Source organism: Nitrospira calida (assembly GCF_976986435.1).
On sequence record NZ_OZ335950.1, the window covers coordinates 2,904,848 to 2,929,646 of the forward strand.

A 24,799-nucleotide genomic window follows, 5' to 3' on the forward strand; every position below is an offset into this window, starting at 1 on the left:
GCCTGAGCCAAGCCGTCGCGGTCATTGCGATGCGGCGACCGGCCGCCCGACCAACAGATCACCCAACACCAGCCAGTCGACGTCCGTGCGGAGGAAACAATGGACCGCGTCGTCCGGTGTGCACACGATTGGCTCGTTCACGTTAAAGGAGGTGTTGAGTAAGACCGGTACCCCGGTCCGACGCTCGAAGGCTTCCAGCAATTTCCGGAAGCGCGGATTGGACTCGCGATCGACAGTATGCACCCGGGCGGTCCCGTCCACATGGGTGACCGCAGGGATGAGACCTTTCGCGGCCGGCAACACCCGCGCGGTGAAAAGCATGAAGGGCGATGGCGACGGTGGATCGAAATAGTCTCCAGCACGTTCTTCCAAGACCGACGGCGCGAACGGACGAAACCATTCCCGCAACTTCACCCTGGCATTGATCAGTTCGCGCATGTCTTCGCGCCGCGGATCGGCTAAAAGGCTGCGGTTGCCTAACGCGCGCGGCCCCCACTCCATCCGGCCTTGGAACCAGAACACCAGACGGCCCCTCGCCAGTTCTTCCGCCGCGCGCGCACAGAGTTCCTCCTCCGGCAAGGCGGCGGCGACCAAGCCGGCCCTATCCAGCGCGCGCCGGCACTCCTGCTCGTCAAAGGCGGGCCCTAAGTATGCCGACCGCAGCACCTCCCGGTCGGGCATCCCACCGCAACGGGACGCCCACCACAGCGCGGCGCCCAAGGCCGCACCCGAATCCCCCGCCGCCGGCTGGACATAGATTCGTCTGAACCCCGCTTCCCGGAGCAACCGGCTGTTCGCTACGCAGTTATAAGCGACGCCTCCGGCCAGGCAGAGAGATTCGGCACGGGTGCGCGCGTGCAGCGATCGAGCCAAATGCAGCAACGTGTCTTCCAACACCCGTTGCGCGCTGGCCGCGATGTCACGGTGACGCTGAGTGATCTCGTCGCCGGGTTGCCGATTCGGCCCCAGCAAGCGGATCAACTCGGGTGAAAAGATCCGCACCCGCGCCAGGTGAAAATCCAGCAACTCGGTGTTCAGCCGAAATTCGCCGTCCGGTCGCAGAGGCAGCACATGTGTGCGAAGCGCGGACGCGAATGTTGGCTCCCCATAGGCGGCAAGCCCCATGACGATGTACTCGTCGGAGTCCGGACGGAATCCCAAAAACGACGTGACGGCGGCATAGAATTGCCCAAGGGAATGCGGCAATGGGATCCGCTTCAGCACACGGATGTCCCGGCCTTCTCCCACTGCCAGCAATGCCGTATGCGCTTCGGACGCCCCATCGACCACCAGAATCGCCGCCCGCTCGAAGGGCGACACCAGAAACGCGCTCGCGGCATGGCAGAGATGGTGATCCAGAAACACCGGACGGCGGTGGATGGCGCCGAAATCTCGACCCAACCGGCTTCTCAGGAACGCCAGCTCCGCCCATTCCTGACCGAGCCGTTCGAGGCTCCGCCGGCCCTTCACCCGGAAGAGTTGCGGGGATCGCAGCATCGCCCCGAGCGCCAGCACCGCCCGGCGTCCCAGCACCCAGTACTTCCACGGGACGGCGATCGCGTCCACCTCGTCGAGCCGCACCCCGGCCTCGCGCAGGCAATAGCGAATTGCGTGGAGGGGCAAGGCGGTCACATGTTTGATGCGGACGAAGCGCTCCTCTTCGGCCGCCGCCACAATCCGCCCACCCTGGACGAGCGCGGCAGCCGCATCCCGCATATTCGAGAACCCCAGAACCAACACAGACTACCTCCGCAGCCCGGCCCTCGTACCGCCTCTCCCGGCGGCGTAAGGATAAACGAGCGCTCCTCCACTGGCAAGGCGCGATCCTCCTAAAGGGACGTGTTGCAATCGTCCGCCAGTTTCTGTACGGTGAGCACGCTGTCTCCTTTCCTGTTGCCGATGAGGTGATGAGGTGTCGATGCTTGGTCGCGGCGGTGTTCGTTCAATCGATCCTCGGTCGCCGGCGAACCCCGCCGTGCGAACCTGGATCCTTATGGCACTGGGGCTTCTCGCGCTGGAGCTGACGGCCTGTGACAAACTCGCCGGCCTGGTTCGACGCACACCCTTGCCGGACATGGGTCCTCGCCTTCCAGTCACCGTGAGGTTGACATTCGATCCGTCGCTGACCAACGCCCGGGTGCAGTACATCGACGCCTGCAATAGCCCATATGACATCCCGCTCGGCGCCGAACTGGAGTCGGTGTTACTCGACGCGGCCGCGCAAAATTTCCAGTCGGTTTTGGCCTCCGGAGCGAACCCCCAGCCGACTTCGCCGACCCACGAAATACACCTCGACTTGCAGCGGTCGGGGCTCAAGCTGCTCACAGACAATATTTATGATCGCGTGCCTGCCGAACTGGTCTTGGAAGCCGTCGCGACCTTCAAAGATGCGTCCGGGAGTGTCCTGTCGCAACAAGCCCTCTCTGTCCAGCACAAGCAGCGATTGATCCTGGAACCGACGCAGCGTCGATGTAACTACGGCAACATGGACGAATTCATCTACGAGGCGGCCGTTGCGCTGTCAACCCAGTTCATCCGGGCCGCCCGAGCCCAATATGAGTCCGGCGCCCGGGAGGCGTTGCCTACGCCTTCGGCCACTGTGACCCAGCCGGCGGGTCCGCCGTCGGGATCCGCCGCGGCGAGAACGCCAGTCTCCGCCGTCTCGTTCAAAGCGACATTGGTGGATGAGAACGGCGATCTGCTGCTGGAAGGAGGCGAACGCGTTCGGATTCGTATCGACCTGGCTAACGGCGGCGGGCAGGCTGTTCACGGCGTGTCCGCATCGATAACGGGCACGCCGGCGGTGGTGTCGCAATTTCCGGCCACCGCGCTGCCGGTCGGCACACTTCAACCCGGGGAGTCCCGCTCGATTGAATTCGTCGCGACGCTTCCGTCGTCGATCCAGCCGCAACGCGCCGAATTGCAGGTGGCCCTTTCGGATGCGACCGGCGCGCCGGTCGCGCCGGTTCAGACCCTGACCGCATCCATCCGTTCAAGGGGCTCGAAACCGGAATCAGCCGAGGCAGCGACCGCTGCTCCGAACGCGTTCCACCGTCTCGAAACCTACCTTGTCGCGATCGGACTCAGCGTCTATCGCGATCAACAGATCCCAGGGCGCAAATACGCGGCGGAGGATGCCGAGCACGTGGCCGCCTCGTTCCGATCGCTGGGCGGCGTGCCCGACGCCAACATACGAATCCTCCAAGATGTCAAGGCCCTGCGGCCGGACATCGAGGAAGCGTTGCTCGACTGGTTACCCACCCGCGTCCACGGCGATGCCCTTGTCGTCGTCTATTTTGCCGGACAGGCCTTCGCAACACCAACCGGCGAAACCTTTCTCGTTCCCTACGACGGCGGCAGCGCCTCCACTTCGCGACTCTACCCGGTGAAAGAGTTGGAGGCGGCGTTAGGGAAGCTCAAGGCCGCACAGACACTCTTTATCTTCGACGGAGGGATCGCCAGGCTGGGCGGAGACGCCCGCATGAAAAGCAAGGCTCCCCGCTGGGACACTGCCGGCCACGGAGTCGTTCGGCTTATCGGGCTCGACGGATTCGGCAAGGGACTAGAGTCCGATAAGTTCCGGCACGGCCTGTTCACGCATTACTTGCTCCGCGGCTTGCAAGGCGACGCCGACGCCAACCATGACGGAGCGGTAACGCTGGGTGAATTGAGCAGTTTCCTGGATCAGAAGGTGCCGGCCGCCGCCAAATCTGGCTTCAGCCAGGAGCAACGTCCGCTTATCGTCCCGCCTCTGCGGTCAATGGATACGGCGGCGGGCGTGATTCTGACCCAACCCGGGCTTACGGGGGCGCTGTCGGAGGTTCGGTAAGTCGGCGGACGTGTGAGAAAGCCGCCCGGGCTTTCAACAACTACAAAAAGGCGGCGGGGGGACTTGAGCCCCTCGCCGCCTTTCGTGCGCAGACGTCCGAACTGCTTATTCGGTGCCTTCCTTGCAGAAGCTCCGCTCGTAGTTGATGATCGTCCAGGCTTCTTCTTCCGTAATGGCGGCAGGGATCAAAGACACCATGCCTGTACCCGGGCTACCGTTCTTGATGACCCAGAACAGCTCTCCGTCCTTCCGCTTCTTATGGAACTTGCAATTCGTGAAATTGCGCGGGCTGGGGTTCAGGATCTGCCCGGCAGGCCCGTCACCTTTCCCTTCTTTACCATGGCAGTTGAAGCAGGTGCCCTTTCCTTCAAACAGGGCCTTGCCTTTGGCCAAGTTTTCCGGTGTCTTGGGGATCGGGTTCTTCAGCGCCTTGGCCTCAGCAATCTGATCCGGCGGAACCCGGGGTTTGAGTGGATCGCGTTCTTCCGCAACAGCCATAGTGGCCGTCACGAATATGAGCGCGGTCAAGATACCAAGCGATCTCGAAAGATACCCCATCACGACGCCTCCTTTTTAGAGAATAACCACTCCGTGGTTAATGTTGCGCCCTGAAGAAAACAGATAAAGCGGATGAGTGGACAGCGATCATCCCAGCCGCTGAAGCGGCGGCACTATAGCAACGAGTGCGCGTCTTGTCAAGAATTTGATGCCGCGTCAAGCCCTCCGCCGCGCGGGCTTTTCCGGTTTCCGCTCGCACCTCCTCAGGTATCACCCACTGACCCTCTCGGCCGTTCCGAACACAAGGACTATGCCACAAGGTAACGCCGAAAGAAGCGTCTCATGCCAACCGCCTAGCGAAGAGACGCGCCTCGGACGGCGCTCGCAATTCGGATACATGTGGCGCCTTTGCGCCTCAGCTTTCATGTCCCTCCTACCGGCAAAGGGATTTCCATCTGGAGCGTGGCGGAGAAGGATAACAGAGGGGCAGGAAACCAGGCTCAGCGCTTCAGCACGATATCCCGTACGACCTTGCCGCTGGGGCCGAAGGGTTTTTGCGGTTTCCCGTTCAGTTCAGCTCGAACGCCGCCAGCGTTCCCCAGCGTCAGCGTGAATTGGCCCTGAGCCTTCCAGCGGGCTTTTTCGCCTGGCCTGAGGAGGGCTTCTTGCGGACTGCCGCCGTCGACTTGTACGACCACCCAGCTTAACTCCGTGGCTTCGAGATCCAGAACCAACGGCTCGTCTCCCGAGCCCGGTCCGTCGAGCGCCAACCCGGCCAAAGGACCGTCCGAACCCGCTGACGGAAGGCTCGACGGCTCCGGCTCGGCCACTGAGACGGTCGCCGACTGAGACGCCGACTCGGACGGCCGGCCTTCCGCTCTGCCAGTCGAGCCTTCGCCAGCCGTGGAGAGGCCGCTCGTCTCAGCCGGCTCCTGCATCTGTCGTTGTGCGGTTTCGCGCGTGTCCTTCGGCGCAAGCGCGGCTTTCTTCGACACAACGACGGAAGGTTCCGGAACGGAACGCTGGATCATCGAGGATTGTTCTCGACTCAGGAGAAGGACGAGGGCCAACACGGCGACGCCGATCGCGATGCCGACCGCCTTACGGTTCGCTTTTCGGCGTCGCTCTTCTTCCGCCTGACGTATCCGCAACCGTTCCCGTTCCTCCTGTTTTTCATAGAAGGCGCCGGCCGACTGGACGAACCGGTGAATCGCATCCTCCTCGTCCAGCCCCAGCGAGCGGGCATAGGATCGGACGAATCCTCTCGCAAACACCTGATCGGGCAACTTGGCGAAGTTGCCTTCTTCCAGCGCCTTGACAAAGTCGGAGCGGATGCGGGTCTTGGACGCCACTTCGTCGATTGTCAGACCTTTGGTCTCCCGCACTTGCCTAAAAAATTCGCCGATCGATTCCATGCGAGGCCCTACCGTTTCAGCCGCTCCAGGAGTTGTTCGGCGACGGCGGTATACTCACCCCCTTTGTCGAAGGTCGAGACTTTCGCCAAGATTTCGCGCGCCTTGCTGTCGTAACCCAATTTATAGTAGGCGCGGCCCAACTCCAGATGGAGCATGGCTGGCGGCACGCTCGGAGGATTGACTAGCAACGCGTCTTCGAACGCCTCCACGGCCGCCTGCATATCGCCTTCATGCGCCAAGGCGCGCCCCAAGTGGTAGCGCGCCAGATCGGGCGTGGCGTAGAGCGGATTACTCAACGCCCGCTTATACGACTTGATCGCATCGGTCCACCGGCCCTGCTGAGCCAACACCTGTCCGAGATACGTGTGGGCTTCTGAATAGTCGTCATCGAGACGGATCGCCTCACGGAACGCCTCTTCCGCCTCTTTGAATTTGCCCTGCAAGGCGTAAATGTGGCCAAGCCCGTAATGGGCTTGCTTGTTGTCGGGATTCAGTTGAATCGCTTTCTGGAAGGACACGAACGCTTTTTGGCGATCGACGCTCAGGTTGGCGACTCCCTCCTGATAGTAGCCGTTGGACTTTTTGATGATCTCTTCCGTCGCGCATCCAGCAAGCATCCAAGGCTGAAGCGCCGCGAACGCCAGCAGCCAAAAGCACAGAGTGCGGCGGTCATGTCTCCCGAAGACGAAACGGCTGTTGGCTCCGACCGTCACGGCACGTCCTCGAAATGCGTCAACCGCTTGAACTCGCGGAATCGGCGCTCGATCTCTTTGTAATCCAGGACGCGCAAGCGGTCAAGGCTAAAGGCTTCAACGGTAAAGGAGGCCATCACGCTGCCGAAGATGACCGCCTGACGGATAGCCTCGGGAGACCGGTTCCCCGTCGCCGCCAGATAGCCCAGGAACCCGCCGGCGAATGTGTCGCCCGCTCCGGTCGGATCGCGGACTTCCTCCAACGGAAACGCCGGGGCGCCGAACATCTGCTTTTCGTTGAACATCAGAACCCCGTATTCCCCGCGCTTAATGATCAGATGCTTCGGCCCTCTCGCCAAAATGGTTTTAGCCACCCGAACGAGATTGGGATGATCACCGAGAGCCCTGGCCTCGGCATCGTTGACGATCAGCATGTCGACGTGATCGAGAACCCGCCAGAGAGCCTCGCGCTTGCCCGTGATCCAGAAATTCATCGTGTCGCAAGCGATCAGCGACGGTCGCTCCACCTGCCGCAGCACGTCCAACTGCAGATCCGGATCGATATTGCCGAGGAACAGCACGTCGGGCGTTCGATAGTGCGCGGGAATCTTCGGCCGGAAAGACTCGAAGACATTCAGCCGCGTGTCCAACGTATGGGCCTCATTGAGCTGATGAGTGTATTCGCCTTTCCACCGAAAGGTCGCCCCCGGCCGCCGTTCCAGACCCGCCAGATCGATTCCGCGGCTTTTGAGAAACTTGACATGGTGTTCCGGGAAATCCTCCCCGACGACGGCGATCAGATCGACGCTGGTGAAGTAGCTCGCGGCGGTGGCGAAGTAGGTCGCCGACCCTCCCAGCACTTCGGCCGCCTCGCCGAACGGCGTTCTGACCGTATCGAGCGCCACCGACCCGACAACTAGCAATTTCCCCATCTTCTCTTCACCTTCGTTTTCCCGACCTGTTTTTCACGGTCCGCTTCGCGCATGACGCTTCGCGTTCAAATACCGGCCGATCAAGAGATCCAGCCGTCTCCGCATCGCCTGGGAAATCATCCGCGGATCTGTCACGATGGCATCTTTCAGCGCCTGGCCGCACCCGCAATTGGCCGGTTCGACGGCCGTCGGCAGCGCCTTCCGCAACAGGCGTTTGGCCAGCGCAACATTGTTGCGCAAGGTCGTGAGTATGGCTTCGACCGTGACCGCCTCTTCGGTCTCGTGCCAGCAATCGTAATCCGTCACGAGGGCGACCGTGGCATAGCACAGCTCGGCTTCCCGCGCCAGCTTGGCTTCCGGCATGTTGGTCATTCCGATCACATCCACACCCCACTTGCGGTAGAGCAGGGATTCTCCGCGGGATGAAAACTGCGGGCCTTCGATGCAGAGATACACGCCGCCCTCGTGCACGGTGGCGCCCGCTTCATGGGCCGCTTTGGACAAGGAGCGGGCCAACGACCGGCATACGGGATCGCCGAAGGCCACATGCGCGACGAGCCCGCCCTCGAAGAAGGTGGACGCGCGCCGTCTGGTCAGGTCGATGAATTGGTCCGGCAGGACGACCTCGCCCGGCTTGATCGCCTCCTTCATGCTCCCAACCGCGCTGATTGAAATGACGCGGCGCACGCCGAGCGACTTCAGCGCATAGATATTGGCGCGATAGTTGATCTCGCTGGGGTTGGACCGATGACCGCGGCCGTGACGGGAGAGGAAGGCCACCCGCACTCCATCGAGCGTCCCGAGCACGACGTCATCCGACGGCCGCCCGAACGGAGTCCGCACGGTCGCGCGGCGGACCTGGCTCAGACCGTCCATTTCATAGAGACCACTCCCCCCGATAATTCCCAGCAGTGCTTGAACCTTGTCTGTTGCCGTCTTCATCCCGCCGTGACTCCCGCTGCAACCGTGCGTCCGCTCAGCGTGTCCACCTGCGCTTGCCGACCCAAACCGGCGAGGAACTGCTCGATCATCGTCATCACTTTGTCGACGATTCGCTCCTCCGATTCGTCTTCCGCGAGCGACAACCAGAGAATGCCAGGCTCCTTCCGGAACCAGGTGAGTTGCCGCTTGGCGAAACGCCGTGTATCCCGCTTCAACAACCGAACGGCTTCCGCATATCCGCAGTCCCCGTCGAGATACGCGGCGATCTGCCGATACCCGAGCCCCTTCAGCGAGCTCAACCGCCGATCATAGCCTTTCGTCAACAGACCCCGAACTTCGTCCACCAACCCTCGGGCTAATTGCGCGTCCACCCGCTCTTCGATGCGGCGGTACAGCGCTTCCCGTTCTCTCGTGAGGCCGATCAGAAGCGGTGTAAACGGCCTCTCGCCGAACCCATGGCTTTGATGGATCGAAGAGAGCGGTCGTCCCAGCAGATGATAGACTTCCAACGCCCGCACGACTTTGACCCGGTCATGCGGATGGAGCCGGGCGGCCGATTCCGGATCGACACGAGTCAGCTCACGATGCAGAGCCTCTGGCCCTCGTCGTCTTGCTTCCTCTTCGAGTTGGGCTCGGAACATCGGGTCAGCCTTCGGCCCCTCGCACAGTCCACGAAGCAGGGTGCGGACATAGAGCCCCGTGCCTCCCACGACCAGCGGCAGACGGCCTTCACCGTGCAGTCGCTCGATCTCCGGCAACGCCGCTCGCCGGTACATTCCCGCATTGAATGTTTCGTCGGGGTCAACCAAGTCAATCAGCCGGTGCGGCACGCCGGCCCGCTCTTCTGGAGTCGGCTTGTCCGTCCCGATATCCATCCCTCGATAGACCTGTCTGGAATCCGCGGCCAGGACTTCGGTCTGGAGACGCTTGGCCAGTCTGACGGCGAGCCGGCTTTTGCCGACGGCGGTCGGGCCGACTACGACCACAACCGGCTTGAACCCGATGACGTCCTCGCTGCCGCTCATGGGAAAACCGCGCGACAACAGCCTCACCACCCTCAGACCCGACCGAATATCTTCGCCAGTTCCTCGGCCGGCAGGCGCAAGGCGACTCGGCGACCATGCGGACAGGTCATGATCAGCCCTTCCGTGACCCAGTCTTCGATCAGCTGCTTTACCTCCGGCAGATTCATCACGCGCCCCGCTCGAACCGCCCCGTGACAAGCCAGAGTGGCGATGATGGGGCGCATCTTCGCTTCTAGCGACGACAGCGACTCCCATTGAGTCAGTTCGTCGATCAGGTCCTGGATCAGGGACGCCGCATCAAGACGGCCCAACAACGCGGGAACCGCTCGAACGATGAACGTTCCCGTGCCAAAGGGCTCGATCGCCAATCCCAGTCGTTCGAAATCGTCCAAACGTCGTTCCAACAGAATCGCCTTATCGGGCGGTACGTCAATCGGCTCCGGAAGCAGCAGCGGTTGCGACTGAACGGCTCGGCTCTGCCAGGCCCGCCACAACCGTTCAAACAAGACCCGCTCATGAGCCGTGTGCTGATCGACGACTTGGAGTTCCGACCCGACCTGCGCGACGAGAAAGGTCCGCTTGATCTGTCCAAGCGGGAGGACCTCCAGTTCCGCCGCTTCATAGGGTTGCCCCGGTTCATGAACAAATGAGGTTTGAAGGGTCTCGCCGTCTGAGACGTCCCGGATCGCCGTCCTTGGAGTCGCCACCGCCATCCCGGATCGCGGACCGGACCAGACATCCGGCGGGCGCAACATGGACTGGTCGGAGCCTGCGGCGGTGGATTCCCTCGGCCCAGATCCGCCCCTGCCCCAGCCCGCGAATCGGACATCCGCCACTGAAACGAAGCGCGGCGTGGCGCCCAGGGCCTCCCGTACCGCCTGTCGGACGGCGTGGTGCACGGTCTCCTGGTCGACGAAACGGATCTCGCGCTTGGTCGGATGGACGTTGACATCCACCCGGCTCGCATCCACGTCCAAAAACAGCACGAACACTGGATAACGGCCCTTTGCGAGAAAGGACGCATAGCCGTCGGCGATCGCATGGAAGACCGTGGCATTGCGGACCGGCCGCCGATTGACGAACAGATCCTGCGGTGTCCTGGACGCGCGCGCGTGAATTGGCTGGATCGCAAAGCCGCCGATTTTGAGGCCGGGCCACTGTCCGCTCACTTCGACCGTCCGGTCGAGAAAGGGGAGGCGATAGATCTGCAGGACCCGGTCGCGCACCGAAGAGACAGCCGGGAGATTGAGCACCTCACGGCCGTTGTGGAAGAGTCGGAAATGGACGGACGGCCACGCCAGGCCGGCTTGCTGAACCGTCTGGCTGATATGGGCGAATTCAGTGGTCGGACTCTTGAGAAATTTCTTGCGCGCCGGCGTATTGTAGAACAGATCGGTGACCTCCACGCGGGTGCCACGCGTCGCCGCGGCGTCTTCAATCTCAATCACCGACCCTCCGACAACGGACACCTGCGTGCCCACCGGCTCATCCCGACTGCTCGTCAGCAGCCGGACTTTCGAAACGGCGGCGATGCTGGGCAGGGCTTCACCGCGAAACCCCATCGTCCGCACGGACCAGAGGTCTTGATCCGAGCGCAGCTTGCTCGTGGCGTGGCGTTGGAAGGCGAGGGGCGCATCCGCGCGGCTCATGCCTTCGCCGTCGTCGGTCACGCGGATGAGCCCCAATCCTCCGTCTCTGACTTCGACCGTAATCGTGGAGCTTCCGGCATCCAGACTGTTGTCGAGCAACTCTTTCACGACGGCCGCCGGTCGCTCGATGACCTCACCGGCGGCGATGCGGCCGACGACTTCGACGGGCAGCACACGGATTTTTCCGACGCCGCCGTCGGGACTCATCGATCACGCTCCAGGAGAAGCGGAGGGAACAACATGGGCGAACGGAAACTGTCGCGGCGAGCCTGCGGTCATCGGATTTCGGCCAACTTGGCTTTGGCCAGCTTCGCTTCGTCGGAGGAAGAAAACTCTTCGATCACCCGCTTCAAGTACTTACGGGATTTAGCGATATCGCCGGTCTCGGCGGTCGACAACCCCAATTTGAACAAGGCCGACGGCACCTTCTCGTTCCCAGGATACTCGTTCACGACGTGCTCGAACGACTGGATCGCCCGCACGTAATCCTTCATGTTGTAGTAGGATTCGCCAAGCCAATAATACGCGTTGGGCGTCAGCGAGGTGGCGGGAAAGTCTTTGATGAACCGCTGGAACCCCGTCACGGCCAACTCGTACCGGCCGTTCAGGTAGTCGTTGTACGCCAGGTTGAAAGCCGAGGTCGGCGTGATCGCCGGCATGCCGGGCAGCACCGGCGAGAGATCCGGCGCAACCGGTGATTTCGGTGGCTTGGAGGGACGGGAGGATTCCGCCACCGCGGCATCCGCTTTGGAAGCGGCCGCCTGGCTGATCTGTCCTTCTTCCAACTTGGCCAAGCGCGTTTCCAGTTTCTGCAGTCGGGCGGCGACGTCTTCAAGCCGCTGTTTGAAGCCGTCGGCATCGCGGCTCTTTTCCAAAGACTCCAGCCGCCGTTGCATGGCTTCCTGCCGCTTCAGCTCCTGCTCCTGCGTTTTGGCGACGGTGCGCAGCTCCTCCCGCAGATCGACGAAATCCGCGTGCTTGGCGCAGCCGAGGGCGGTTAACGACAACGTTAACAATCCGGAAAGCATCTGAGCGCGACGGGACATGAGGGACGCCTTCCCGCCTAGCGGGAATCCTTCAGTTGATTAAGTTTGTCGAGCGCCTTTCCAGCCTCGGGCGTTCGGGGATACAGCTCGATGACCTGCTTCAGCGTCGTGGACGCACGCTTCCGATCCTTCAAGGCCAGATAGGCATAGCCTTTTTTGAGCAGCGCAGCCGGCACTTTTTCGCTGTTCGGATAATCCAATTGTACTTGATCGTATGCTTCGATCGCCCGCTTGAAATCCTTCTTGCCGTAATAGGTCTCCCCCAACCAAAACCGCGCGTTCGGCGCGAGGTCCGAATTGGGATATTCGGCCAGAAAGGCAGCGAACCCCTGACGGGCTCCCTCCAGATCGCCCGCCTTGAACTTGTTGAGCACGCGCTCGTACACCTCGCGGGGATTGGCGTCCGCGGCGTCGGATTCGATCCTGGACGTCGCCTCGACGGGACCGGCGGCATCCCCCTGCACGGACGACGAAGTCGCCCCACCCGGCTCCTCGGTGGGCGCCTTGGGCTGTTCGACCATTTGGTTGAGCGTCGAGCGTTGAGCCGGCCGTTGGCTCGGCTGCCGCTGGACCACACCAGGCTGAGAACGAACCTGCGCCACCTCGCTCACCGCCCTGGAGATTTCATCCAGACGACGATCCTGCTCGTCCAACCGCGCGGCGAATTTCTCGCCTGCAGTTTCGAGCGCCTTGGCGACGGACGAAACGCTCCGGTTGACCTCGTTGAGATGACCGGTCATGATCCGGTTCACTTCGTTGATGTGGTTGGTCGCAGCCTTGGTGTCCGCCTCCACCTTCGCCGCCAGGGCGTCAGTCCGCTTCGAGAGTGCAGCATTCTGCTGCTCGAAAGACGCCGACAGTTGTTTGACGGCTTGCTCCTGGTGCTTCACTTCTTCGCCCAACCTGACCAGGCCTTGCTTAAAATCGCTCAGCGCGTGACTGAACTTCGCCGCCTGTTCGCTCGATGCCTTGCTTTGCGCATCCAGTTGCTGGGCCAATGCGACGGCCCTGGCGTCGACGGCAGCGATCGACTTCTGCTGCTCGTCGAGCCGCGCGTCGATCGCTTTGGTCAACGCGGTAATGGTCTTGTGCACGGCGTCCAAGCGGGCTGCCACGTCATCCAGACGGGCCGATGTCCTAGTAGATTCCGTCCCCCACTCCTGCTTCAAGGCCGCAGCGTGCTCGCGCAGGTCTTTGTCGAACTTGCTTTCCAAAGACGCGAGCCGGGCTTTCTGCTCGTTCTCCAGCTTGTGCACAACCTGCTCCAGCCTGGCGAGCTTGTCCTCTTGAGACCGGACCAACTGCATGGCCTGATGCGCCGTCACCTGGATGTCTCCTCGAAGGCTGGGCAACTGCTCCTCCTTCACGCTCCGAATCTCTTCGGCCAGGCGCGCACGCGTTTCCCCCACCATCCGATCGATTTCCTCTTTGGCCTTCTGGATCTTGTGCTGCAACTCCTGATGAGTCTTCTGCAACTCCCGGTTGGTCTGTCGCAAATCCGCCTGCTGGGCCAAGCACCCGGAGATGACGAGCCCTCCCACCAAGCCGAAGATCGGCAGACCATACCTATACGACCCGACTGTGTTTGTCATAGGTTTGCTCATGGAGGCGCCGTCACGACCGCTCATCGGGCGGTTAGTCATCGCGCCGCTTCACGCCTTCACTTCGTGCGAAGCACGAGGTGGCCTCGACGGTTCTGCTGGTAACAGGACTCCGTCTGCTCCCTGCAGAACGGTCGCTCCTTTCCGTACGACACGACTGCCAGCCGATTGGCGCTCACGCCAAGCTCGACCAAATAATTCCGGACAGCCTTGGCGCGCTTCTCACCCAACACCAAATTGTACGCCAACGTGCCGCGCTCATCACAGTGCCCTTCGATCTTGATCAGTGAACCGGGGTTGGCTTTGATCCACTCGGCGTCGTGGGCCAAGGCCATTCGTCCCTCTTCCGTAATCGTCCAACTGTCGAAGGCGAAGAACACGTCTCGAAGCCCGGCCGCAGCGGCTGCGGCTTGCTCACGACGCATCTCCTCAATCTGCCTGGAGGCGCTGTCCGAAGGCTGGACCTTCGCCATCAAGGTCCCGCCTCCGACCCGCTCCTCGGTGGCACCTTTGCCCGGCCCGACTGGCTCCAGCCCCCTCAAGCCCCCGCCTTCGGACCCGGCACTTGCCGCATCTGTCCCTCGGCCTGAGACGGTCAGGTCGGGGAAACTGGAGCTCGCCCCCGCGCCTTGTCCGATATCGCCGGCTCCGCCTGACATGCCCAGGGACCCTTCGTTCAAGCTTTCTCCAGGCGTCACGGATCCGCTCCGGGATTTCGCCAATCTTTCCTCCGAGGACTTCGAACCCGAGCCGGCCTGCACGGATTTTTTGGAGCAACCGGCCCCGGTCACCATCATCACCCCCAGCATGACGACAAGGCAGGCTGTGAAGGATCGTGCTTTCATGGGTTGCTCTCCTCTTCTGTGTGAAATGGACCGCCCGCTCACTCTCTCTCACCGAAGCCTTCTGACGGCGGTTGGCTTATAGGGCCGGCGACCATGCGGGCGAACTGTAGTGGGTCCCCCCGTAGGTCAGCCGTTCCAAATCTTTGCCGTCGGCATTGATCATGTAGAGATGGCTTTTCCCGTCGGCCGTCGAGCTGAACACCAAATGCCGGCCGTCCGGAGACCACGATGGCGAGTCGTCCACGCCGGGCCCGGTCGTGATCTGGACCCGCTTCTGCCCGTCCGGACTGATGAGGCACAGTTTGTATTCCTTGCGAGGAGTCCGGCAGACATGTGCGATCCAGTTTCCGCGAGGAGACCATGCGGGCGCGGCGTTGTAGTCGCCTTCAAAGGTGAGTCGCCGGACATTCGACCCGTCTGCGCTCATCAAGTAAATCTGAGGCCCGCCGCCCCGATCGGAGGTGAAAGCAATCTCCCGGCCGGAAGGTGACCAGGACGGCGAAAGATCCGCAGCCGGGTTGACGGTAAGCCGCTGCAGCGCCTTCGTTCGCGTATCGAGTCGGTAGATTTCCGCATTGCCGTCCTGGCTCGTCGTGAACGCCAGATAATTGCCGTCCGGAGAGAGCGCCGGCGTGATGTTCAATCCTCCCAGCGACACAAGCGTCCACCGTTTCCCCGTCGCCAGTTCGATCAAATCAATGTCCTGGGTATTTCGGCTCCGGTACGCCGTGAACACGAGAAACCGCCGATCGGGTGACCATCGCGGCATCAAATTCAGAAAGCCGTCGGCCGTGATTTGCCGAGGCTCGTATCCGTCGTAATCCATCACGAACAGCTCACGCGCACCGCCGACCTCCGACACGAACGCGATTTTCGTCCTCGCGATGCCCGGCTCACCCGTATAGCGGTAGACCAGTTCGTCGGCAAATCGGTGCGCCATCAGCCTGACGACGGAGGTCGAGCCGACGTATCGCTTCCCTCCCACTATCTCGTCGCTGCCGCCGTCATAGACGTAACCATCGACGACGACATCGGCTTCTTTGCCGTTTTCTTTGAGCCCCGCCCTCCCCCATACCAGCACGGCGACGCCATTATCCGTCGCCTGCTTGAAGATAGCCTTTTCGGCATTTCCGACATCCCGCACCTTGATGCCGAGGCTGGGCAAGTCGACCAAGGTAAACACCAACGAGCGCCGAAGATCGGCCTTGAGCACCTCCTCCACCCGCCCGCCGAGCCACTCGGGCCCGCCACCGTTTTGGAAGCCCAACACCCCGATGGGAATTTTCTCGAAGTCCGGACGGGTCGCCTCGAGAAAGACATCCGTTGCCTTGGATTCCAGGATTCCCACCAACCCCGCCCCAAGGGCGAGGGCCAAAATCAACATGCTCAAACCTTTCATGTGATACTCAACCGACCTGCTCTCCGACCGTAAAACTGAAGTGAGCGTCCAGATACGAATCAGTCATCTCCGGAGGAAATGCGGGTAGAGGATTGGCGCTCAAGACCGCGCGTTTTCCGGCAAGATCGTAATAGTCGTTGCCGGACGACTGTTCAATGATCACATTGCTAACTGACCCGCTGCGGTGCAGCCTAAACTTTACCACGACGGTGAGCGCCTTCTCCGGGACATCGACCGGAGGAGCCGTCCAGAGGCTGCTGATCTTCTGTTGCACTCGAGCGAGGTAGCGATTGGAGCCGGGCCCTGTCGAGGAGACCCTCATGGATGTTTCAGGGCTCCGGACGGTCGGTACCTTGGCCACAGCCCCCGGGACCTGTTTGATCGACGGTTCCGGCACCGGTTTCGCCTCTTGCGGCGGCTCGACCGGCTTGACGGAACGCGGCATGGGCTGGAGCTTCTTGAGCTCGTCCTCCAACTCCTGGTCGAACTGCTCGGCCAACGACGGCTGGCGAGGTTGCGCTTGCGTCGTCTTGACCGGCTCTCTGGGAACCACCGGCGTCATGGGCGTCACGTCGGGAACTTTCAACTTGCCTAACAGCGTATCGATTTCACTGCTGATTTTTTCGGGGGTGCGGTCGGTCCGCGGCACATCCACCCGCTGCGACAGCGTCACAGGTTTAGCCGGGCTCAGTTCGCCGAATTTCGGCGCATCGGGCGGCAACTCGATACCTTTCAAGACATCGCGCATCACGTCCCCTGAAGACCGTCGGGCACCGGGCGCGTCGCTCCGCACCGGCGGCGCGATCGGCGTAGAGGCGACCGGTTTGGCCACCGCGATCGGGGGCAACGGCGCCGGTTTGACCGGCGGCGGAACGGCCGGCTGGACAACCTTGTGCGGTTTCATCACATCGGCTTGCCGCGCGGCAGGCGTTTCGGTCGACCGGACAGGGGGCGACATCGTCACCAAAGAGACCTGCACCGACGCCAGAGGCCGTTCACTGTGTTGCATCAAGCGCACCCCTGAAATCGCAAGCAGCACGCACACGTGTAACATCAGCGAGGCGATCACGGTCCATTTGAACCGCACGCCCAACGCCTCGCGCTGGTCCGCGTCAAGGGTGAGGAGCAACAGCCTGGGAAGCGTATGCGTCACCATAAGGATCTATGGGTCAAAGCGGACTGTGACGGCGATCCGCCGGCGCGACCTGTTGTTCCATCACCCGCTCGCCGGTGACCGGATCGGTCACCATCCCAAGTTTTTCGATCCCCGCCCGCTTCACACCGTCCATGACCTGCACAACGATCCCGTACGGCACCTCGCGATCGGCCCGCAGGTACACCGACACCTCCGCGTTCTGTTCCTTCAGCGACTTAAGACGACGTTCAAGCTGCGCGACGCTCACCGCATCCTTGTCCAGATAGAGTCGTTGATCCTTCTCGATCGTTAAGACGACGCGCGCCTCCGGCTTGATCGTATTGGTGGCCGAAGTCGGGAGCTTGATGTCGATGCCGCGATATAGCATGGGCGCCGTCACCATAAAGATCACCAACAGAACCAGAACAACATCGACCAGCGGAATGACATTGATTTCGGCGAGGAAGCGCCGATGCCTGGTCTCAAAGATCGTCATCGGACCCCCACGCTGGCCTGTTTCCTCTGGGTCTGGACCGAGTTCAGCAAATCGACACTAAACGTTTCGAGACGGAATGCCGTCCGGCGAATGCGCGCCAAATAATAATTATACGCAATCACCGCGGGAATAGCTGTGAACAGTCCGGCCGCCGTGGCGACCAGCGCCTCCGCCACCCCCGGCGCCACGGCGGCGATGCTGGCGGTTCCCTGGAGCCCGATTTCCCTGAACGAATCAATAATCCCCAAGACGGTGCCGAGCAAGCCGATGAACGGCGTAATGTTTCCCGTCGTGGCCAAAAACGGCAAGTACGCCTCCAACTGAGCGATCTGGTTCTGCACGATATATGCCACAGTCCGCTCGATGTATTGCCGATCCAAGCTGGCCGGACCATCTCCGCTTTCCTGGCCTCGCAGATGAGAAAGTCGGTCGCCGGATTCCTCTCCCTGTCCGGCATCCAACCGATCCATTAACCCCATGAAAACACTGGCGCTCGGACTCCCGATCGTTCGACGCGCCTGCCGCCGTAGTTCATCCGCATCTTTACTCTTGGCAAAGGCGGTCAGAAAGCGGTGGTCTTCGCGATCGACTGTGCGGAAAACGCGCCACTTGTACAGAATCACAGCCCAGGAAATAACGGAGAAGAGAAAGAGCAGGAGCAAAATGACCTTCGAGACGAGTCCGAGAGAACCGATGAAGCCCGTCAGGCCTGATTGAAACATCATTACGTTAGAACTTCTCCTCCTCTGTCAAAAGCATGAACGACTCACACGCACGCATTTGCTCGCAGGGGAAAGATGGCGGGGCCGACGGGATTTGAACCCGCGACCTCCAGATTGACAATCTGGCGTCCTAAACCAAGCTGAACGACGGCCCCGTGCAGATCAGAGGTGGAGACGAAACAGGCTATCTTCAAAATTCGACCGGTTCTCGATACAACTCCGGAGCGGTCGACTTGCAACGTCCAGGGAGTTTCGACTGCGCTGAAGTCTTTCAGGCTCCGCCCCTACCACTGAGGCTCTCTCCACCTAGCTGGTAGGCGGAACAGGGATTGAACCTGTGACCTCTGCCTTGTAAGGGCAGCGCTCTCCCGACTGAGCTATCCGCCTAATTTGCTCGATAGCCCGGATAGTTGCGGATGCTATCAAGTCCTAGATACCTTGTCAACCGAATCACGCACCTTTCTTGCAAAACCTCTTCTCGTGTCGAATCGACCAGGCTGTTTTATCTTGGTCATGCCGTCGGCCCCACTGTTCGGCGTCGCCGCTTGCGGGGAAAATATTGGGCGTGCAGACGCTTCAACCGCTCGCGTTCGACATGCGTGTAGATCTGCGTCGTCGCAATATTCGCATGACCCAACATCGCCTGGACCGAGCGAAGATCAGCGCCGCGATCCAACAGGTGCGTGGCGAACGAGTGCCGCAACATGTGCGGCGAAATCGTTTTCGCGATGCCCGCGGCGGCGGCACGGAGACGCAACAACTTCCAAAACCCTTGCCGGGTCAGCGGCCGGCCCCGGCGCGTGATAAAGACGTAGGCCGACTCCCGGTTCTTGAGCAACTCGGCTCGCCCGTTCCGCAAATAGCGCATGATCTTCCATTTAGCAACTTCCCCCATCGGCACCAACCGTTGTTTGGAACCTTTTCCGGTCGCCAGCACATAACCCGCATCCAGGTTCAGGTCGGTCATCCGGAGACCAACCAATTCCGAAACCCGCATACCCGTCGCGTACAACAACTCAATCATCGCGGCATCACGTACATCCTCCGGTCCTAACTTGCCCCCCCAATCCAGCAACGCGGTCACTTCGCGCGGCGCCAGCACGGCCGGCAAGCGCATCCCCTGGCGCGGACTGTTCAGCCCAACCGTGGGGTTTTCCCGTACCAACCCTTCCCGCACGAGAAACCGAAAAAACCCCCGCAGCGCAGCCAAGCAACGAGCCGCCGAGGCCGGAGCCATCCGCAGCCGCTTCAGATGGACGAAAAAATCCGCCATCGTGTGTCGCGTGACGTCCGCCGGGCGATGGATCTCTCGAGCGAGTAGAAAGGACATAAACTTTTCCAAGTCCCGTCGATAGGCCTCCAGCGTCTGTGTCGAGAGGCCGCCTTCAATCCGAAGATAGCTGAGATACCGCCCGATTAGGCCGGCCAGCACCGTATCCGGCGGAACCTCAACGCCTATCGACGGCTTCCCGCCTCGGCCCATTCCGCTCATCCTGGCTCCTCCTGCGCGGTGAAGTCCCTCTGTCACGCGGTTCGACGGCGACTATAGCCAAGCTCCGATCGGAACACAATGTCGCCGGGAACCTGACCTTGACACCCCTCCGAGCCTTGCCTATAGTAGCTGCATTGCGGTGTGAGTGTCCGCCATGATGACCATTGAAAACGATGCCCAGCGCGCCTTGTTTTCGCCTCCCCGCCGGACCAATGTTCGTTTCTCTGTTTGCCGTCCTCTTGTCTTCGTTCGCTCTTTGTGACGCCTCCGTGGCGCTCGCCGCAACGGAGCCCTCACCCCAGACGTCGCGCGCTGAACAGGGTAGATCACTGGGAAGCCAGTCCATTCCCGTCGTCCTGGACCAAGCTAAACGACTCATTGAAACTCAACGGGCCGACGCGGCCGTACCGCTGCTCAAGAGTTTCATCGGCACCTCGCCGAAACCCGAACACGTGGACGACGCGTATTTCCTGCTTGGTGCCGCGTTGTACCACACGAAGGAGTATGGCGAAGCGGTCAGATATTTGAACCAGCTTCTCGGCGAGTTTCCGACGTCCGAGCTGACCGACCGTGCGCGCCTGATGCTGGCGCGTGTTCAGGCGGCCTCGGGCAATCTCGATCTCGCGTTGCCTGTGTTGGCCGAAATCCGGAGTCTCTCCCCCGATCTCGAGACGAAACGCGAAGCGCTCCGGCTGACGGGCGAGCTGCAGCTTCAAAAAAAAGATCACCTGCGCGCCATTCAAGCTTGGCTGGAAGAAATCGAGCTGAGCCCGGAAGAGCAGGCGGATGACATCAAGAACCGCATCCAAGAATTGATCAGGGAGCAGCTCGATAGAAAAACCCTCATTCGCCTGCGCGACGCCTACCCGAAGTCGTTTCCCGGCGACATCGCGTTGATCCGGCTCATCGAACTGCACACGGCGAAGGGCGAAGACCATCTGGCCGAACGGAATATCCGGCTCTTCGTACGCCGTTTTCCGAACCACGAGTTTGCGGCCAAGGCGTCCGATCTGCTCGCCTCCTTCAAAGCCAAGCTCAAATCGTATCAACACCTGATCGCCGCGGTGCTTCCGCTCTCCGGCAAGCTCGCGCCGTTCGGCACCGAAGTGCTCAACGGGATTCAACTGGCGTTGGAGAAAGGCAAGGACGGTTTAGGGCTCGCCTCGGTCGGACTGATCGTCAAGGACAGCGAAGCCGATCGCGCGACGTTTCTCAACGACCTCACCGATCTGTTGTTCGAAGACCGGCCGTTGGCTGTCATCGGGCCGTTGCTCTCGAAGAATCTTCCGGTGATGGCGGAGTTGGCCGAGCGGACCAAAATCCCGGTCATCACGCCGGCCGCCACCTTTCCGAACGTCCGTCGCTTGGGCGCCTACGTGTTCAGCACGGCGCTGACCTATCCGCTCCAAGCGAAGCGCATCGCCGACTACGCAACCGGAGAGCCGGGATACCGCCGGTTCTGCATCCTTCATCCCGACACGGTCTACGGCCGCGAGCTGGCCCGGCTGTTCGCGCAGGAGGTGCGCCGGCATAGCGGAGAGATCATCGCGGTCGAATCCTACAAAGAAGGCGAAACGGACTTCGGCCCGCAGATCAAACGCCTCAAAGCGGAAGACTTGAAGAAGTATGGGATCGCCGTTCCAGTGGAAAACGGTAAGACGGTGAAAGGCGCCAAGCGCATCGTGTATACGCCGGGGTTTGACGCCGTGTTTGTTCCCGGTCGTTCCATCGAAGTGGCGCTGATCGCGGCGCAGCTTGTGTTTCACGACATCAAGGTTCCGTTGCTGGGGGCGAACGGCTGGAACTCGCCCGACTTTCCTCGCCTGGCCGACCGCACGGTCGACGGCAGCGTCTTTGTCGACGGATTCTTTGTTGACAGTCCTCTCGCAAACGTGCAGGATTTCGTCGAACGCTATCAGCGGCGGTTCCAGACCAGTCCTACGCTGTTCGCGGCACAAGCCTACGAAGCCGCGCGCCTCGTGTTGGAAGCCGTTCGGAAAGGGGCGACGACGGGCGAAACCGTGCGCGAGTATCTGGCGATGCACGAGGATCTGCCGGCGTTGGCCGGACCGGCCGGATTCGATGCGGGAGGGACGCTCAACCGGCGCATGTTCGTGATCCAGGTGAAGCAAGGTCGGTTCGTGCAAGTGGAATAACTTCGATCGGGCGAAGGTTCATGAACGCGCTCCCCCAGATTCTTCATACCCTTTCCTACATGGCCCTTCCGTTGTTGCTGGCCATGGTGCTGCATGAGTACGCGCACGGTTGGGTGGCCGACCGTTACGGCGACCCCACCGCCAAGCTGGCGGGGCGGCTAACCATCAATCCGCTCGCCCACATCGATCCCTTCGGCACCGTCATTCTGCCGCTCCTGTGCCTGCTGCTGCCAGGAGGGATCTTCCTCGGTTGGGCGAAGCCAGTGCCCATCGACTCGAGACGACTCCGCCGGCCTCGCCGCGACATGGCGCTGGTCGCGGCAGCCGGACCGGGGATGAATCTCGCGCTGGCGATCGCCAGCGCCGTCTTGTTGAGCGTCCTGATCACAATCGATCCGACGCTTATGGCATCCTGGCCGCCGCAACCGGGCCAAGAACCGCGGCGCGACTGGCTCGGCATGCTGTTGCTGCCGGTCGCGGCAATGGCGCTGTATTCCGTGTTCATCAACATCCTGTTGATGGTCTTCAATCTCATCCCGATTCCTCCGCTCGACGGCGGGCGCGTCCTGACGAGCCTGCTGCCTGCTCGTCCCGCGTCGGCCCTAGCCAGGCTGGAACCCTACGGGATGTTGATCATCGTCGCGCTGATCGTATTCGACCCGCAGATGCGCGTCATTCGGACGATCACCGGCACACTGGTCAACGTGATGGCCGGCACATTGCTCACCGCCGTGCTGAGTGGAGCATGACCACCTCGCGAAAGCGCGTTCTCAGCGGCATGCAGCCCAGCGGGCTGTTGCATTTGGGGAACCTGTTGGGCGCCCTCGACAACTGGAAGGCGTTGCAAGAGCAGTATGAATGCTATTTTTTCGTCGCCGATTGGCACGCGCTGTCCACCAACTATGCCGACACCAGCCGGATTCGGGAATTCGTCCGCGAACTCCTGATCGACTGGCTAGCGGCCGGCATCGATCCGAAACGATCCACGGTCTTCATCCAATCCCATGTGCCGGAGCACGCCATCCTGCATCTCCTGTTCTCGATGATCATTCCGATTTCGTGGTTGGAACGCAACCCGACTTACAAAGAAAAACAAGAGGAGATCAAGGAGCGCGACCTGAGCACCTACGGTTTCCTCGGCTACCCGGTGCTCCAGGCGGCGGATATTCTCCTGTACAAACCCGACTACGTCCCGGTCGGCAAGGATCAGTTGCCCCACTTGGAACTCACCCGCGAACTGGCGCGGCGGTTCAACAGCCTGTACAAGCCAGTCTTCCCGGAGCCGATGGAGCATCTCACCCGGTTTCCGAAGGTCCTCGGTACCGACGGCCGCAAAATGAGCAAGAGCTACGGGAATACGATCAACCTGTCGGATCCCGAGCCGGTAGTCCGCCAGAAACTCAAGACGATGGTCACGGATCCGGCCAGGGTCCGCCGCCACGATCCCGGCAACCCGGACGTCTGCCCGGTCTTCGATTTCCACAAAATTTTCTCGCCGCCGCCGGTCATCGACCAAGTCAACCGCGAATGTCGCACTGCGGCGATCGGCTGCATCGACTGCAAGAAACTGGTGGCGGATCGGATCGTCGAGCGCATGGCGCCCATCTGGGAAGCGCGCCGGACACTGATCGACCGTCCGAACCAGCTCGACGAGATCGTGCAGGACGGCAGCCGCCGTGCAGCGGACGTTGCGCATCAGACGCTGGAAGAAGTCAAGGAGGCCATGAAGATATGATGAGGAACGTTTCGCTACGGCTGCCCCTTCTTGGCCTGGCCGGGATCATGCTCGCGCTGTTGGGCTGCGCCACGAGCATCAACTCTGACCGTCAGTCTGTGACGATCTTCACCGATCCGCCGGAAGCCACCGTCGTCATCGACGATTATCTGCACGTCATCGCGCCGGGGACGGTTTCTTTGAACCGCAAATCCGACCATGTGGCGATTGTGGAGAAAGACGGGTATGAACCGGCGACGGTCAAAATCGAGCGCGGCATGTCCTGGTGGGTGATGGGCAATGTGGTCTGTCTCGTCTTCATCGTCAACTGCATCCAGAAAGATCGCCGCGATGGCGGGTACTATGCTTTCGACGACGAGATCCGCGTCACGCTGGCCAAACGGGCGTCGGAAGACTCGCCCACGCCGCAATTGCCTTAAGTCGGCATCCGCGGTCGTTCACCCGCTATCCGATCCCCAAGCGGGCGCGGCGCACGGCGATCCGAAAGAAACCGAACAATCAAGGTGCGGTGGAAGTCGCGCGGTTCGAATTGCGCAGCAGAAACGCCGGGAAGAGGGGAAGATCTGGACGCAGCACCACCAGCCGGAACACGTCGTCTTCCTCAAGTCGGCGGTCGAACAACGTCTCCGCCCATCTGGTGAGCCGCCGGCACAAGAGTCCGTATCACAACGTCTGCGCCTTGGTCTCGGGCGTCAACACCTTGCCCGCCGAATCCAACAGCTCTCGGCTGACGATAATCGGCGCTTTGAAGTGAATAGCCAGCGCGATCGAATCGGAGGATCGGCTGTCGAACACCTTCACCTGATCCTTGAACGCCACCGTGAGCGCCCCGTAATAGGTGCCGCCTTTCAACGTAATCACGGTTTGGGTTACTTTCCCGCCGAAGGCCTCGAGAATCGAGTGCATCAGGTCGTGCGACATGGGCCTCGGCATTTTCTCGCCCGTGAGCGCGCCGTAGATGGAGCTGGCGACCGTCATATCCACGAAGATGGGAATGGTCTTGCCTTCCGCCTTCAGAAGGACGACCGGTCCGTGATCCGAAAGCCGGACTTGCACGTCGGAGATCGTCACCTGCGAAGAAGGCGGAGGACCTGGCGACTCGGTTTGCGCGCGGGACACCGCCCCCGGCAAACCGATAACAACACTGAAGACCAGCCACATCTGCATCAACCGACCGAGATGTTTCATGG

At 61.4% G+C, this 24,799-nt stretch carries 22 protein-coding genes and 2 tRNA genes; 5 read left to right on the top strand and 19 right to left on the bottom strand.

Annotated features, from left to right (window positions below):
• Positions 1–21: 21 nt before the first annotated feature.
• Positions 22–1,740, bottom strand: coding sequence for a carbamoyltransferase family protein (locus ACWHTU_RS14245; RefSeq protein ID WP_447860043.1), 1,719 nt, complete (start codon positions 1,738–1,740; stop codon positions 22–24).
• A 235-nt stretch (positions 1,741–1,975) separates the two neighbouring features.
• On the opposite strand from ACWHTU_RS14245, the gene ACWHTU_RS14250 reads away from it, so the two are divergent.
• On the top strand, positions 1,976–3,829 hold the full coding sequence (locus ACWHTU_RS14250; RefSeq protein WP_447860044.1) for a hypothetical protein: 1,854 nt from the start codon (positions 1,976–1,978) through the stop codon (positions 3,827–3,829).
• Between the two features lie 105 nt (positions 3,830–3,934).
• Here ACWHTU_RS14250 and ACWHTU_RS14255 read toward each other — a convergent pair whose 3' ends face one another.
• From ACWHTU_RS14255 to xerD, 17 genes are all read right to left on the bottom strand, one after another.
• On the bottom strand, positions 3,935–4,387 hold the full coding sequence (locus ACWHTU_RS14255) for a c-type cytochrome (RefSeq protein WP_447860045.1): 453 nt from the start codon (positions 4,385–4,387) through the stop codon (positions 3,935–3,937).
• A 440-nt stretch (positions 4,388–4,827) separates the two neighbouring features.
• Positions 4,828–5,742 carry a helix-turn-helix domain-containing protein gene (locus tag ACWHTU_RS14260; protein ID WP_447860046.1) on the bottom strand — a complete coding sequence of 305 codons (915 nt, stop codon included), beginning with the start codon at positions 5,740–5,742 and terminating at the stop codon, positions 4,828–4,830.
• Positions 5,743–5,750: 8 nt separating this feature from the next.
• A complete protein-coding gene (locus tag ACWHTU_RS14265) occupies positions 5,751–6,455 on the bottom strand; it encodes a tetratricopeptide repeat protein (RefSeq protein WP_447860048.1) in 705 nt (234 codons plus the stop codon).
• A complete protein-coding gene (locus tag ACWHTU_RS14270; RefSeq protein ID WP_447860049.1) occupies positions 6,452–7,366 on the bottom strand; it encodes a PfkB family carbohydrate kinase in 915 nt (304 codons plus the stop codon). Before ACWHTU_RS14270 ends, ACWHTU_RS14265 begins: the two co-directional genes overlap by 4 nt.
• Positions 7,367–7,399: 33 nt before the next feature.
• Positions 7,400–8,308: an S-methyl-5'-thioadenosine phosphorylase gene (gene mtnP / locus ACWHTU_RS14275; protein ID WP_447860050.1), complete on the bottom strand. Its 909-nt coding sequence runs from the start codon at positions 8,306–8,308 to the stop codon at positions 7,400–7,402.
• Positions 8,305–9,333: a tRNA (adenosine(37)-N6)-dimethylallyltransferase MiaA gene (miaA, locus tag ACWHTU_RS14280; RefSeq protein ID WP_447860051.1), complete on the bottom strand. Its 1,029-nt coding sequence runs from the start codon at positions 9,331–9,333 to the stop codon at positions 8,305–8,307. The genes mtnP and miaA overlap by 4 nt, the downstream gene beginning before the upstream one ends.
• 32 nt (positions 9,334–9,365) lie before the next feature.
• The gene (mutL, locus tag ACWHTU_RS14285) at positions 9,366–11,189 is read right to left on the bottom strand and encodes a DNA mismatch repair endonuclease MutL (protein WP_447860053.1); all 1,824 of its coding nucleotides are present in this window, start codon (positions 11,187–11,189) and stop codon (positions 9,366–9,368) included.
• 68 nt (positions 11,190–11,257) lie between these two features.
• Positions 11,258–12,028 (bottom strand): tol-pal system protein YbgF, encoded by a 771-nt coding sequence (gene ybgF / locus ACWHTU_RS14290; protein ID WP_447860055.1) that lies wholly within the window; start codon positions 12,026–12,028, stop codon positions 11,258–11,260.
• A 17-nt stretch (positions 12,029–12,045) separates the two neighbouring features.
• Positions 12,046–13,620 carry a tol-pal system protein YbgF gene (ybgF, locus tag ACWHTU_RS14295; protein ID WP_447860056.1) on the bottom strand — a complete coding sequence of 525 codons (1,575 nt, stop codon included), beginning with the start codon at positions 13,618–13,620 and terminating at the stop codon, positions 12,046–12,048.
• 68 nt (positions 13,621–13,688) lie between these two features.
• Complete coding sequence (gene pal, locus ACWHTU_RS14300) at positions 13,689–14,474, bottom strand: peptidoglycan-associated lipoprotein Pal (RefSeq protein ID WP_447860057.1); 786 nt, start codon at positions 14,472–14,474, stop codon at positions 13,689–13,691.
• A gap of 76 nt (positions 14,475–14,550) precedes the next feature.
• Entirely contained in the window at positions 14,551–15,873 is a 1,323-nt protein-coding gene (gene tolB / locus ACWHTU_RS14305) for a Tol-Pal system beta propeller repeat protein TolB (protein ID WP_447860058.1), read from the bottom strand.
• Between the two features lie 7 nt (positions 15,874–15,880).
• A complete protein-coding gene (locus ACWHTU_RS14310) occupies positions 15,881–17,029 on the bottom strand; it encodes a TonB family protein (protein WP_447860059.1) in 1,149 nt (382 codons plus the stop codon).
• Between the two features lie 13 nt (positions 17,030–17,042).
• A complete protein-coding gene (locus ACWHTU_RS14315) occupies positions 17,043–17,504 on the bottom strand; it encodes an ExbD/TolR family protein (RefSeq protein WP_447860060.1) in 462 nt (153 codons plus the stop codon).
• Positions 17,501–18,229 (bottom strand): MotA/TolQ/ExbB proton channel family protein, encoded by a 729-nt coding sequence (locus ACWHTU_RS14320; RefSeq protein ID WP_447860061.1) that lies wholly within the window; start codon positions 18,227–18,229, stop codon positions 17,501–17,503. Before ACWHTU_RS14320 ends, ACWHTU_RS14315 begins: the two co-directional genes overlap by 4 nt.
• A 73-nt stretch (positions 18,230–18,302) precedes the next feature.
• Positions 18,303–18,381: transfer RNA gene (locus ACWHTU_RS14325), tRNA-Asp, on the bottom strand.
• Between the two features lie 156 nt (positions 18,382–18,537).
• Positions 18,538–18,613: transfer RNA gene (locus tag ACWHTU_RS14330), tRNA-Val, on the bottom strand.
• 124 nt (positions 18,614–18,737) lie between these two features.
• On the bottom strand, positions 18,738–19,718 hold the full coding sequence (xerD, locus tag ACWHTU_RS14335) for a site-specific tyrosine recombinase XerD (protein ID WP_447860062.1): 981 nt from the start codon (positions 19,716–19,718) through the stop codon (positions 18,738–18,740).
• 269 nt (positions 19,719–19,987) lie between these two features.
• On the opposite strand from xerD, the gene ACWHTU_RS14340 reads away from it, so the two are divergent.
• From ACWHTU_RS14340 to ACWHTU_RS14355, 4 genes are read left to right on the top strand one after another with little or no spacing between them, the layout of a single operon-like run.
• The gene (locus ACWHTU_RS14340) at positions 19,988–21,874 is read left to right on the top strand and encodes a penicillin-binding protein activator (protein WP_447860063.1); all 1,887 of its coding nucleotides are present in this window, start codon (positions 19,988–19,990) and stop codon (positions 21,872–21,874) included.
• Between the two features lie 20 nt (positions 21,875–21,894).
• A complete protein-coding gene (locus ACWHTU_RS14345; RefSeq protein ID WP_447860064.1) occupies positions 21,895–22,623 on the top strand; it encodes a site-2 protease family protein in 729 nt (242 codons plus the stop codon).
• On the top strand, positions 22,620–23,609 hold the full coding sequence (gene trpS / locus ACWHTU_RS14350; protein ID WP_447860065.1) for a tryptophan--tRNA ligase: 990 nt from the start codon (positions 22,620–22,622) through the stop codon (positions 23,607–23,609). The genes ACWHTU_RS14345 and trpS overlap by 4 nt, the downstream gene beginning before the upstream one ends.
• Positions 23,606–24,028: a PEGA domain-containing protein gene (locus ACWHTU_RS14355; RefSeq protein ID WP_447860066.1), complete on the top strand. Its 423-nt coding sequence runs from the start codon at positions 23,606–23,608 to the stop codon at positions 24,026–24,028. The genes trpS and ACWHTU_RS14355 overlap by 4 nt, the downstream gene beginning before the upstream one ends.
• Before the next feature lie 244 nt (positions 24,029–24,272).
• Here ACWHTU_RS14355 and ACWHTU_RS14360 read toward each other — a convergent pair whose 3' ends face one another.
• On the bottom strand, positions 24,273–24,797 hold the full coding sequence (locus ACWHTU_RS14360; RefSeq protein WP_447860067.1) for a bifunctional nuclease family protein: 525 nt from the start codon (positions 24,795–24,797) through the stop codon (positions 24,273–24,275).
• Positions 24,798–24,799: the final 2 nt, after the last annotated feature.

Coding starts and splice junctions, on each gene's coding strand:
- ACWHTU_RS14360 (WP_447860067.1), bottom strand. CDS start 24,797: ATGAAACATCTCGGTCGGTTGATGCAGATGTGGCTGGTCTTCAGTGTT.
- ACWHTU_RS14270 (WP_447860049.1), bottom strand. CDS start 7,366: ATGGGGAAATTGCTAGTTGTCGGGTCGGTGGCGCTCGATACGGTCAGA.
- ACWHTU_RS14355 (WP_447860066.1), top strand. CDS start 23,606: ATGATGAGGAACGTTTCGCTACGGCTGCCCCTTCTTGGCCTGGCCGGG.
- ACWHTU_RS14315 (WP_447860060.1), bottom strand. CDS start 17,504: ATGACGATCTTTGAGACCAGGCATCGGCGCTTCCTCGCCGAAATCAAT.
- mutL (WP_447860053.1), bottom strand. CDS start 11,189: ATGAGTCCCGACGGCGGCGTCGGAAAAATCCGTGTGCTGCCCGTCGAA.
- miaA (WP_447860051.1), bottom strand. CDS start 9,333: ATGAGCGGCAGCGAGGACGTCATCGGGTTCAAGCCGGTTGTGGTCGTA.
- pal (WP_447860057.1), bottom strand. CDS start 14,474: ATGAAAGCACGATCCTTCACAGCCTGCCTTGTCGTCATGCTGGGGGTG.
- ACWHTU_RS14320 (WP_447860061.1), bottom strand. CDS start 18,229: ATGATGTTTCAATCAGGCCTGACGGGCTTCATCGGTTCTCTCGGACTC.
- tolB (WP_447860058.1), bottom strand. CDS start 15,873: ATGAAAGGTTTGAGCATGTTGATTTTGGCCCTCGCCCTTGGGGCGGGG.
- xerD (WP_447860062.1), bottom strand. CDS start 19,718: ATGAGCGGAATGGGCCGAGGCGGGAAGCCGTCGATAGGCGTTGAGGTT.
- ybgF (WP_447860056.1), bottom strand. CDS start 13,620: ATGACAAACACAGTCGGGTCGTATAGGTATGGTCTGCCGATCTTCGGC.
- ACWHTU_RS14260 (WP_447860046.1), bottom strand. CDS start 5,742: ATGGAATCGATCGGCGAATTTTTTAGGCAAGTGCGGGAGACCAAAGGT.
- ACWHTU_RS14255 (WP_447860045.1), bottom strand. CDS start 4,387: ATGGGGTATCTTTCGAGATCGCTTGGTATCTTGACCGCGCTCATATTC.
- ACWHTU_RS14345 (WP_447860064.1), top strand. CDS start 21,895: ATGAACGCGCTCCCCCAGATTCTTCATACCCTTTCCTACATGGCCCTT.
- ACWHTU_RS14310 (WP_447860059.1), bottom strand. CDS start 17,029: ATGGTGACGCATACGCTTCCCAGGCTGTTGCTCCTCACCCTTGACGCG.
- trpS (WP_447860065.1), top strand. CDS start 22,620: ATGACCACCTCGCGAAAGCGCGTTCTCAGCGGCATGCAGCCCAGCGGG.
- mtnP (WP_447860050.1), bottom strand. CDS start 8,308: ATGAAGACGGCAACAGACAAGGTTCAAGCACTGCTGGGAATTATCGGG.
- ybgF (WP_447860055.1), bottom strand. CDS start 12,028: ATGTCCCGTCGCGCTCAGATGCTTTCCGGATTGTTAACGTTGTCGTTA.